The sequence below is a fragment of the Vibrio sp. Of14-4 genome, from assembly GCF_022347625.1.
Classification (GTDB): domain Bacteria; phylum Pseudomonadota; class Gammaproteobacteria; order Enterobacterales; family Vibrionaceae; genus Vibrio; species Vibrio pristinus.
Genome location: NZ_JAKRGI010000015.1, coordinates 102,837 through 114,715 on the forward strand (window position 1 = coordinate 102,837; position 11,879 = coordinate 114,715).

General features: G+C 43.3%; 8 protein-coding genes. 2 read left to right on the forward strand and 6 right to left on the reverse strand.

Annotation, left to right across the window (positions count from 1 at the left end; translation table 11 throughout):
- Positions 1 to 2 precede the first annotated feature (2 nt).
- Complete coding sequence (locus MHN79_RS15090) at positions 3 to 3,044, forward strand: SMC family ATPase (protein ID WP_239173555.1); 3,042 nt, start codon at positions 3 to 5, stop codon at positions 3,042 to 3,044.
- Positions 3,045 to 3,152: 108 nt separating this feature from the next.
- On the opposite strand, the gene MHN79_RS15095 is transcribed toward MHN79_RS15090, so the two are convergent.
- The 5 genes from MHN79_RS15095 to ylqF all read right to left on the reverse strand — a co-directional run bounded on the left by MHN79_RS15095 (position 3,153) and on the right by ylqF (position 8,725).
- Positions 3,153 to 3,803 carry a hypothetical protein gene (locus MHN79_RS15095; protein WP_239173556.1) on the reverse strand — a complete coding sequence of 217 codons (651 nt, stop codon included), beginning with the start codon at positions 3,801 to 3,803 and terminating at the stop codon, positions 3,153 to 3,155.
- Between the two features lie 96 nt (positions 3,804 to 3,899).
- Entirely contained in the window at positions 3,900 to 4,859 is a 960-nt protein-coding gene (locus MHN79_RS15100) for a TDT family transporter (RefSeq protein ID WP_239173557.1), read from the reverse strand.
- Between the two features lie 67 nt (positions 4,860 to 4,926).
- Positions 4,927 to 6,330 (reverse strand): H(+)/Cl(-) exchange transporter ClcA, encoded by a 1,404-nt coding sequence (gene clcA, locus MHN79_RS15105; RefSeq protein WP_239173558.1) that lies wholly within the window; start codon positions 6,328 to 6,330, stop codon positions 4,927 to 4,929.
- Positions 6,331 to 6,763: 433 nt separating this feature from the next.
- Entirely contained in the window at positions 6,764 to 7,735 is a 972-nt protein-coding gene (locus tag MHN79_RS15110) for a GTP-binding protein (RefSeq protein WP_239173559.1), read from the reverse strand.
- A gap of 45 nt (positions 7,736 to 7,780) precedes the next feature.
- Complete coding sequence (gene ylqF / locus MHN79_RS15115) at positions 7,781 to 8,725, reverse strand: ribosome biogenesis GTPase YlqF (RefSeq protein WP_114786429.1); 945 nt, start codon at positions 8,723 to 8,725, stop codon at positions 7,781 to 7,783.
- A 306-nt stretch (positions 8,726 to 9,031) separates the two neighbouring features.
- On the opposite strand from ylqF, the gene MHN79_RS15120 reads away from it, so the two are divergent.
- On the forward strand, positions 9,032 to 10,594 hold the full coding sequence (locus tag MHN79_RS15120; RefSeq protein WP_239173565.1) for a PAS domain-containing methyl-accepting chemotaxis protein: 1,563 nt from the start codon (positions 9,032 to 9,034) through the stop codon (positions 10,592 to 10,594).
- Positions 10,595 to 10,627: 33 nt separating this feature from the next.
- On the opposite strand, the gene add is transcribed toward MHN79_RS15120, so the two are convergent.
- The gene (gene add, locus MHN79_RS15125; protein ID WP_239173560.1) at positions 10,628 to 11,626 is read right to left on the reverse strand and encodes an adenosine deaminase; all 999 of its coding nucleotides are present in this window, start codon (positions 11,624 to 11,626) and stop codon (positions 10,628 to 10,630) included.
- Positions 11,627 to 11,879 lie beyond the last annotated feature (253 nt).

An 11,879-nucleotide genomic window follows, 5' to 3' on the forward strand; every position in this document is an offset into this window, starting at 1 on the left:
GAATGAAACCACTATTGTTAACCCTGCAGGCCTTTGGTCCCTTTGCAACGACGCAATCTATTGATTTTCGACTATTAGGCAGCAATCCTCTTTTTTTAATTAATGGTGCAACAGGGTCGGGTAAAACCTCAATTTTGGATGCGATTTGTTTTGCCTTGTATGGAGAGACGACAGGCAATGAGAGACAAGCAACTCATATGCGGTGTGATTTGGCCGATCTCTCGACACCAACAGAGATAACATTTGAGTTCTCGCTCCATGACAAACGTTACCGCGTAACTCGACTGCCAGAGCAGCAAGTACCTAAGTCGCGTGGAGAGGGTACAACAACACGCAAACATACAGCGTCGCTCTATGAAATCACCGAAAGTGACCGATTAATTACCAGCAAAACGGCTCAAGTGAAGGTGGAAGTGACTAGTCTACTTGGTTTAAATGAAAGTCAGTTTCGTCAGGTAATGGTGCTACCGCAAGGAAAATTTCGTGAATTATTGCTTGCAAGCTCAAAAGACAGAGAAGCGATTTTTGGTCAGCTGTTTCAAACCGATATCTACAAAAAAATCGAATTCGCTTTAAAAGACAAAGCCTCGTCTATTGTTACCGCTAAAGAAGAGTTTGATAACCAAATACAGGGCGCGCTGAAAGTTGCTGAAGTGTCTTCAGAGCAAGAATTGAATATTCAAATCGAAGACATCACTCAACAACTGGCTAAAGCTAAGCAAGCGGAACAGTCCAGCTTGGAACGCCTTAATCAAGCGAAAATTAAACTTGAGCAGTCGAAGATGCTTGCTGGTCAATTTTCTAAGCGAGAGCACAGCCAAAAGAGCCTAAACCTTCACTTAGAACAGCAAGATAAAATAATAGACATGACTTCGTTACTTGAGCTTGCTGTAAGCGCGGAAAAGCTCAATGTGCCGTATCAACATTGGCAATCATGTCTTAATCAAGTGAAAGCGCTCGAAAATAAAGTCTCGACTTTAAATATTGAAAGGCAACAAGCTCAAACTCACTTAACTTTGTGTGAGCAAGGATTACAAAAAGCCATATTAAACGCAGAGCAACTACCCAAATTAAACGAACAACTGTTTCATTTAGAGCAAAGTAAAGAAAAACTAAAAGAGATAAACTCGCAGCAAACTAACCTAAAAATGCTTGAATCCCAAGGTAAAGAGTATGTTCACACCATGGCAAAGTACCAAGCGTTAAAAGCTCAGCTTTTCGAAGAGTTACAGACAAGTGAACGCAATTTAGATAATGCAAGGAAAGGGACTGCGGAGAAAGCCTCTCTTGAAGCTGATATAGCGAAAACCCAGCGTTTATTGGCCGACTTGAGTAAGTTGAGATCTTTGCTCACTGAGCAGGTACAGCTTACCAACCAAACCGGTGCTATTCGTATAACTAAGCAGCAGTTAGAGAAAGAGTTAGCAGAGAAACGCCAACATGCGGACAAGTTGGAAATGCATTGGCATAGTGCTCAGGCAGCGGTACTGGCTAAACGACTTAAATCGAACCAACCTTGCCCAGTTTGTGGCAGTTGTGAGCACCCGAGCCCAGCTGAATTTGAAGGTAAGGAAGTATATAAGCAGGATGTGCAACAAGCTCGTCAAGTTGAAACGGTGGCATTAGAGCAATTTAATACGGCACTAAACGAATTGGAGCGTCATCACTCCTTGTGTGAGCAGCAGGAAAAACTGATTCAGTCATACAAACTTGAATTGGGTAATGATGCTGTTCTCAATATTGAATCGACAGAGCAAAAACTTTTGCAGTTAAATGCAAGATACCATGAACTTGATGCCATTGATGTACCTAAGTTAGAAAGTGTCGCTGCGGAACTTAAGCAAAGGTGTGAAAACGGCGAGGCGAAAATAAACGCTCTTCGAGAAGAAATATCAGCCAATGACGCAAAACTTGAGGCACAGAACAAACAGTTGAACCAGCTCCGTGCCTCAATCTCTGGCTCATATGAATCAATCGCCCAAATTGATGCAGTGTACCTAGATCTCCAACAGAATATTGAGCGGCTTAATGTAGCATTAAAAGGTGCTCAGGCCTCACTGCATAACGCCACAGTAAGCTATTCCAATATTGAGTCTCAGATCTCTTCTCACCAAGAATTACTGGCTGTAGCGCGGAGCAATACGCAATTGGCTGAGACAGAGTGGGATTGTGCTTTAAAGGCCACTTCCTTTTCCTCATTGGAGCATTTCTTGGAATGCCGTTCTAGTTCAGAACAAATACAACAATGGCGTGAGCAAATAGAGCAATATAGTTCGACCAAGTTAAAACTAGAGCAAACCATTCATGATATTGAGCAAGAACTTGCCAACACTTCTCGGCCAAATCTAGAAGAAGAGCAACTTAATGTTACGCTTCTTGAGTCAGAACACGTTAAGTGTCGAGGTGAACTTGATGCTGCTCAATCGCTTTTCCATCGCTTGGAAAAGGTCGCTGCGGACATTGCCCAATTACGGTCTAAAAACAGCAAACTCGATGACGAATACAAAGTTTATGGCACACTTTACGATGTCGCGAGCGGAAAAACGGGCAGTAGAATTAGTTTACATCGCTTTGTGTTGGGTGTGTTACTTGATGATGTATTGATTCAAGCTTCTCAAAGGTTGAGAGTGATGAGTCAGGGGCGTTATCAACTGGTACGCAAAACCGAGGGCTTTAAAGGTGTCGCTGGCCGAGGGTTGGACTTATCGGTAGAAGATGGACACACAGGTAAAACGCGTGATGTAGCCACATTGTCAGGTGGAGAATCTTTTATGGCGGCACTGGCACTCGCACTGGGTCTGTCGGATGTTGTTCAGTCATACAGTGGTGGGATAAGACTTGATACCTTGTTTATCGATGAAGGCTTTGGCAGTTTAGATCCTGAGTCATTAGATTTGGCTATGCAAATTCTAGTAGAGCTTCAGCAAACTGGGCGTATGATTGGCGTCATATCTCACGTGTCAGAGCTCAAAGAGCAGATGCCGCTGCGGCTGGATGTGAACTCATCAAGATCGGGAAGCAAGATCTCGCTTGTTGGCGCATAACAATTAACTAGAGGCTGTCACAAGCAGTATATCATAGGCTTAATACCTGAAATTGCCTCAGTGTGCGCTTCTTGTAATCAAAGACTTGGCTAGTAAAAATACGGCGTTTTAAACGCCGTAATCTACATCGACTTTTTCAATATCTGAATAGCTTGCGCGCTGTTTTATGATAGTAGGCAGGCGTGTGACAAAACGATGCTCTGTTTGTAACCCTTTCCAAAGCTGATCCAGACAATAATGGTGGTTAACAAATTTACCTAATTTTGGCGGCAGCGTTAAGGTATGTTCTAGCCCTAATGCGGACTCGAAAAAATTGCTCATTAGCTTGACGGCAAATGATCGTTTTACGATATAACCAGATGAAGTCTGTGAGTTTATTACCCGTGAAAAGCCCTGTTCAGCATCGATAAGACTGATGGGAATCGGACCACTACACCCGAGAAGAAACACATCCCATTCGTTAGAGCAATCCAAAATTCTCTCTAAGTTTGAGAGAAACAGGTCATATTCTTGGACTTCAAAGTCGTCTTCCAGTACTAGTAAGTACGGACTGGAAGAGTGAGATAAATAGTGGGCAATTAAGTTACCATGGCTCAGGCTGCAGCCTAACGCACCACATTCTGGTTTATAGTAAGCTTCAAAGAATGACTCATCATCAATAGTAATACCGCATTTTTTTAATTCAGATATGCTTTCTGCTTTGCGGTCTGTTCTATGAGTTAAATTGATGATTTGTAGTTGGACTTTGTCATTAAACATTGTAAGCACCTTAAGAACCTAGATCCCGATATGCTACGCATCATCAGCACAGATAGCTATAAAGTCCGGTTTGAATTCCGTTTAATTCAGATTACTTCAAGCTGATTTTATAAGTTTTAATTCAGGCCAGTACATCTTGATATATCTGAGGGTAACCCAAATGACCAAACCTGTAGCGATAGTCAGTTCGAAAAAACCAAACTTATGTAGCCAATGCCAATGTGGATGATATTGCTCGAAAAAGCTGGTTAATCGATGCATGGCAATCGCGCTAATTACGGATGGGAAAGTTACAGCGGCAATAGAGGGCTGGAACTTAAGCCGAATGAGACGGAAGTAACATAGGTATATGGTTAATGTCATGGTAATGGCTATACCCGCCAAGGCTCCTGTGAGAATGGGATCTGGTTGGCGAAAGTTTACCAAGTATGCCGCAAGTGATAGGTTGATTGGCGCCGCCATGATAGCGAGAGTCGGCCGCGCTCTTCTTGGCAATCTGCCTAAAAACATCAGTCTGTAGAGAACGACAGGCAACATGACAAAATAGGTTGCTATACAGATATTGACTAAAGATTCAGAAAACACGGTGTGGCCAAATTTAGTGCCAGCTAATGAACTACTGATAAGACCGACAGGGTACAAAAACCAACTCGGCACAATATTAGCAAGCTTAAAGTTTTTAGCTTGGAAAAAGAAGAACAGAACCATCATAGTAAGGTGTAGCGACAATGCAGCAAACCATAATGGATAGGCGATAAAGGGAGAAATCACCGCCAAATAATCACATAGTACCAGCAGTGCCATACTCATGGGCGCAAGTAAACTTCCGTTAAGAGGATTACGCAGATCGTTTAAAAATAGTCGATAGTTACTCAGGTACCTAATTAATACCGGAATAAGTAATAAGGCACCGATTGCAGCAAGGTAGGGCCGGATAAAAATACCCACTTCAGGAATATACAGCGCCCAAGCATGCCCCAAGCCAATGATGCCCAGCGACAATGCTGCTTGAGATGGAGGGACATTATGAAACTTAAGAAAGCGTCGCCAGTTCAACTGCGTAAATCCTAAATAAAATCTGATTAGCCTAATAATGATATCAATTCAGTTGCTTAATTAGCAACTATGATTTGTTCTCACAAGGGAGATCTTCTTGTCGTAATTTTTCATTTTTTAACGTTCGATGTAGAAGCTGGCTATAAATAGGTTGGCCTCCCAGGAGTTGAGCCACAATGACAGCGCCAAGACACGTGATAATAAGAGGCAAAATTAGGTAGTAATTATTCGTCATTTCAATAACTAATAATATCCCTGTGATAGGCGCTCTTACTGTGGCGGCAAACAGCGCTCCCATACCTGCAATTGCGAACATGCCTGGAGAGATTAAAAGCTCTGGAAACAAAGTTTGTACGATAAGACCAAATGCGTAGCCAAATAGCGTCCCAAGCGCCAGCATAGGAGCAAAAATGCCACCTGGCGCACCAGAAGCAAAGCAAAGTAGGGTAGTTAAAATACGAGCGATAAAGAGAATGATTAAAACCCCAGCACCATAACCTCCATTGGTAATGGTAGGGATGAGACTGATCCCCCCTCCGGTTATTTCGGGCAAGTAAAGCAGCATAAGACCGAAAAAACCGCCCAAACAGCTGCCTGTAATCAAATATCGCTTACGATCATTTCGGTGCAGCTTTACAAACAGATCCTGAGAAAGATTGATCAAACGATTAAATGCGACACCAAATACACCAAACATTGCGCCAAGCAACAAGAAAAGCCATAGCGCTGCCAATTCAGGTCGTTGATATTGAGGCATAGTGATGACGGCATCCTGCCCATTAATGTATCGAAAGACGATGTTGGCAGAAATTGCCGAAATAATAACGGCGCGGATTGAAATAAGCGAATAACGAAACTGAGGTCGCATTTCTTCGACCACAAACATAATACCTGCCAGTGGCGCATTAAAGGCGGCGGCCAGTCCTCCTGCGGCGCCAGATGCTAGTAATGAGTGCTGTGTATCATCATTTTTGACCTTAAATATGTCAGTAACCATACGGCCAATCGCACCACCCATTTGCACAGTAGGGCCTTCTCTACCCAATACCATACCCGAGCCCAATGCGCCCATTCCGCCAAAAAACTTAACGGGTAGAACTCGCCACCAACGAACTGGTCGTATTCCATCCATGGCACCTTCAATTTCAGGTATGCCTGAACCTGCGGCTTCGGGAGCAAAACGATGAACTAAGTAATATCCTATAAAAGCGAGTGCAGCACTAATCAGAATTGCTGCGAGCCAAAGCGGTAACAAACGACCAATTGCTTGTTTTAACCAATCAGTTCTTGTGTCTGAAACAAAGTGAACCGCCATCTCAAATAGGGTGCCTACAAGGCCAGATAATATTCCTACTATCAAAGAAAGGGCGAGAACAGAGAGAGGTGTTTTGTCTTTCGAGAGAAATTGATTAATCGCATCCTTTGGTACCTTAGATAAAAAGGATTGCTTGATCTTCTCTCTGGTGTTCATTTGTATTTTGGTCCCTGTTATGAGTGAGTATCAGTGCTGCGCCCGATATTCAAGCAAATTCTTGCTTGGGATGTTAGGGATCAGTGGGCTGATTATACGCTTGATAAGGACAATCTTTATCTATCAAAAATGAAAATTTGAATTTCAAATATGTAATAAAATTGTATGCATTAAGTTTCATTTTGTTGGCAGAGGATCACACTTGTTTTCTTGATCTCTGAGCGATATAAACCACAATTAAAGGGCAAGGAAATCTGAACTATTCGCATAGAGAAAGTTAACCTTGCACACAATATGGAAAGTTTTACCCAAATATGCAGAAATCCTCGTATTAATATCAGAATGTCGAAGATGAAGGCACTGATTCGCAAGCTCACGATTGAGTCACGAGGGACAAGGCGCACTGATTTGTGCGCCTTTTGTTGTTTAGAGTTTATGAAAGGCCAGCGAGCTGCTGAAGGATGGCATCGAGTTGCTCCCAAGGTAGTTGCTGGCTATCGATGACTTCGATTCGACTTTCCTTGGCTGACATTGACGCTTCTGATACCGATACAACACCATAAGAGATATTCAGCGTCATAACCCCTTTATCCGTTTTCATTACCCCTTTGATACGCTCAGCTGATAGATCAGATAACATTGACAGCAATTCATCAAAGCAAAATTCCACCTGTTCACTAAATAGCCAACCACAACTGTAATAGCCTTGGCCGCTATTTTCTCGCATAAGAACATGCTGCCCAGCATCTAGTGTTAGAGGGGGAGCCATATCTTGGTCATGAGTATGTAAATTAGCCGCCTTAGGTGAAACATTACCTCTAATGTTGTCGAGGGTTTCAATCGGGAACTGGCCATCTTTGACAAGGTGTGCATTGATCTTTGGCGGGTCTTGCTTAGCTATCCAATCATTGAAGGCGTTTATGTCTTCCGTAGTACATAGGTCTACCTTGTTTCCTATTACTACGTCAGCAATACCGAGCTGTTCAATAAAATTATCATTAGAAAGATATTTTGGATTGGAAAGATTACGCGGGTCGACCAAGGCAAGAGTTGCCTTTAAGTCAATATGCTCGCGAAACTGTTCAGACATAAGAGTAGCGAGGATCTTGTCTGCGTGCCCCAATCCTGTCGGTTCTATGATCAACCTGTCCGGCTTACTGCGTAACAATGAGGTGATAGCGACAGAAGTCGGCACGCCAGCCGCGCAGCACATACAGCCGCCTGGCACCTGTTTTACGAGCGTTCCTTGCTGTGTGAGTATCGCGCCATCAATGCCGATTTCACCAAATTCATTGACCAGCACAGCCCAATTTTCATTGGCAGGCTTGTTTTTGAGCAAGTTAAGTATGGCGGTTGTTTTACCTGAACCTAAAAAGCCTGTGATTATGTTTGTTGGTGTTTGCATATCAATTGTTCGTCAGTCCATTTCTAAATCTATTCAAGAATTCGATCAGCGCTTGTTTTTCAAATAGCGTTTACGACGTTCTTCTTTCTTTTGTGCTTTAAGCTCGGCTTTACGCGTTGCTTCGATTTCGACTTCAACCAACTCTTTAGTAATCATTTCAGGACGTTCAAGCGTGACTTGCCCCAAGGTGCCATTACGAAGCTCATGGAGCAAAATCTCTGAACATTTGTGCAAATCGACACGGCCACCTGATCGCAATGCGCCGCGCTTACGACCAATTTCTTCCATCAACTCAATGTCGCTTTGCGGTAACTCTTCGATTTGGTAACGCTCTTTCAAGCGTTCTGGATAGGCTTGGGCTAAGTATTCTACCGTATAGAAAGCCACTTCTTCATATTCCATCGCAGTGTCTTTTACTGCGCCTGTGGCTGCAAGGCGAAATCCGCTGTGTGGGTTTTCTACTTTCGGCCACAAAATCCCCGGCGTGTCAGAAAGCACAATACCATTTTGTAAGTTGATCCTTTGCTGACGGCGAGTGACAGCGGGCTGGTTTCCCGTTACTGCGATAGTTCGGCCTGCAAGCGTATTGATGATGGTTGATTTGCCCACATTTGGGATGCCCATGATCATGGTGCGAATATTTTTGCCAATTTCTTCGCGATGGGGAGCAAGCTTGCGGCAAAGGTCCAAAATCTTATTCACTTCTTGCGGATTAGACGTGGTAATTGCCATCGCTTTGACATCTTGCTCTTTTTCGAAATGGTCTATCCATAATTGAGTTAACTCAGGATCAGCAAGGTCTCTCTTGTTTAGAACTTTTACAACCGGCTTGCCAGCGCGGATTTCAGAGATCATCGGATTTTCACTGCTAAATGGAATGCGAGCATCCAATACTTCGATGATGACATCAATTTGTGGAATGGCTTCTTCGATCTCTTTACGGGCTTTGTGCATGTGGCCCGGAAACCATTGGATTGTGTTGTTAACCATGTGAATATTTGGCCTTTGTAAATAGGGATGGCTGGCGGCATAACGCTAATCGTGATGGTTGATACCCACGATAACGCTCAGTTGCCGTAAAGCACTAAGTTATAGCTAATCTTAACATTGAGTTTGAGTTTCTCATAACTTAGTCATTGGTTTTTTCAAAAAGGCCTAAACCACAATAAGGCTCTGATATACAGTGAAAGTTATGATAATTAAAAAGTGTTAAATGAAACTGATTTAATACTTTGCCTTAGCTGTGTTTGTTGTTTATATTTCGTGTTTCATATGGATAATTCGAAAAATAAGTCTATGGCAGCTACCCAACATTCCCAAGAACATGAAACCTTATTGGAAACCAATGAACAGCTCGTTTCCACTACCGATTTAAGTGGTGTTATTACCTATAGTAATGAAGCCTTTTGCCGCATTGCAGAATTTAGCCAAGATGAATTGCTTGGGCAGCATCACAACATTGTCCGTCACGATTCTATGCCCAAAGCGGCATTCGCTGATATGTGGGCGCATTTGAAAAACGGTCAGGCGTGGCGTGGTATTGTTAAAAATAGGACCAAATCGGGTGGCTTTTACTGGGTAGATGCTTATGTGACGCCCATTTATGATAATGGCGAGATGGTTGGTTACCAATCAGTTCGGGTTAAACCCAAAAGAGAATGGGTAAATGTTGCCGATAAGGCATACAAAAAATTGCGAAAAGCGGAAAAATCAGGACGTCGCCAATTACTTCCTCGTTTCGATGCGCTGCGCTACGTCATTGTGTTTGGTGCCCTCATTGCGCCGCTACTAGCAAAAACGTTTGCCGTTGAAGGCGCGCTTAGCTGGATTTTGAATCTGCTTCCACTCGCTGGCTTGATGCTCTTTAAACAAGAGCTTGTCGATACACCAAGACAGCTAAAGCATTTAAGAACAGTTTATGACAGCATCAGTCGTTTGATTTACTCTGGTCAAGGACAGTTTTCTGTTGCGGATTTTCATATTAAGTTGCTTTCAGCGCGTATTCGCACAGTCTTAGGACGAATGACAGACTCTGCAAAGCCGCTTTTGAGTCTATCAGACAGTTTAAGCGCGACGACCAATGAGGTGTCGCAAGCGCTTGAACAACAAACCCGTGATATTCGCCAAGTGCGAGTGGCATCAGAAGAGGTGGAATTGACGGCTAATGAAGTTTCAACCAGCACTCATGAAGCCCATGAACTGATCGATGATACGCTTAATACTTGTTTATTAGCCAAAGAGACGATAGATAAAACACATGCCAACCTTGAGCAGTTAAGTCTTCAAGCAGAGCAGGCCACGCAAGCCACTTTTCAACTGAGCGAACAAGCGCAAAATGTCAGTCAAATGATGGAAGAAATCGGCGGGATCGCAGAACAAACCAATTTACTGGCACTTAACGCAGCAATTGAGGCTGCAAGAGCCGGAGAGCAAGGAAGAGGGTTTGCGGTTGTCTCAGATGAAGTTCGAGCGCTTTCAGGTCGCACTGCTAATGCCACTGTGCAAATTAAAGACAGCATCGGCACTATGTTAGAGACAATTGAAAAGTGGCAGAAAGATATTATTGAAAATCGCGAGCAAACCAATGCCTGTGGTGAAGTGGCTCAAGAAAGCGCAAAACGTCTATCAGATGTTGAAGCTATGATGCATTCGATGGACAACTTGATGAAAGTGGTCGAGGATGCCTCGATGAAGCAGCGCCGATTATCAGAGGATGTGAATTTGCATATCCAGTCGATTGCGTCAGCGGCGGAGAAAAATCTGATAGCAACTCAATCAGTTAACCAACATTCCCATGAACTGCGTAATCAAGTGAACGAGTTTTATCATCTTGCGCAGCGGTTTGAAGAAAAACAATAGCCGAGAAATATCGGCTATTGTGGCTAGACAGCTCTACGCAGGTATAAAGCTGCGTAGGTGTTGTTTAACCTGCTCAGAAGTAAACGCAGACTCAACACTGTATGAGTAAATCTTGAAGTAATCATCAAGTGTTAGCGCAAATTCTTGCATGACTTTTTCCACTTCTGCCGTCATTGTCGTATTCGACACAGTGCGATTATCGGTATTGATTGTAATGGCGATACCATCTTTTAAAAATACCTTTGCAGGGTGGTTAGATAAGGCAGTAACTGCCTTAGTCTGAACGTTACTGCTTGGGCATGTTTCTAAAGCGATATGCTGATCTTTGACCATGTCATAGGCAGCTTGATGGCCGGTAATGTGAATACCATGACCAATACGTTCAGCACTTAGTAAGGTGATTGCATCATAAACGTTTTGCCCAACACCTTGCTCGCCAGCATGAATCGTGACGTGATAACCTTTATCTCTAGCGTACTCGGCATATGGGACAAACTCGGCGCAAAATCCAGCGGCTTCTCCACCGGCGAGATCAAAGGCAGCAATACCATTGCCTAAATACGGCTGACCAACATCTAATACTTCTTTGATTCTGTCTTTTGGTGCATGGCGAAGAATCGAAAGGATGTAGTTTCCTTTAATATCGTAAAGCGATTCTGCGCGTTTCATGCCGTTGACAACGCTTGATAGCACTTGCTCAAGTGTTAATCCGCTTTCAAGATGTAATAGAGGGCCGAAACGTACTTCAAGGTATTTGACGTTCTCTTTTGCCGCATCTTCATAAAGTTCGAAAGAAATTCTCTCGAGTGCGTCAGCGGTTTGCATCACAGATAGGGGCAAGTCAAAACGCTTTAAGTATTCATCAAGGTTTGGGCAAGTTTCAGGTGCGATCATCAGCTCGCGTATCTGCTCAATATCTTGAGTCGGGAGGCTAATACCTTGCTGATTGGCAAGATCAAGAATCGTTTCTGGGCGCACACTGCCATCAAGGTGGCAATGTAAATCAATTTTAGGAAGATCAATAAATTGCATCAGTCTCTACCTTTATTGAAAGGTTAAAGTATCGTTATTCATTCAAAAAAGCCCCGCATCGCGAGGCTTTGTTAAGCGCAAGAAGAATTAGTCGAGTAATTCTTTGGCTGTGTTTACCACATTTTCAGTGGTAAAGCCGAACATCTTAAATAGTTCGCCTGCTGGTGCTGATTCACCAAAGGTTGTCATACCTATGATGCGGCCGTCAAAGCCAACATACTTGTACCAGAAGTCAGCAATACCCGCTTCAATA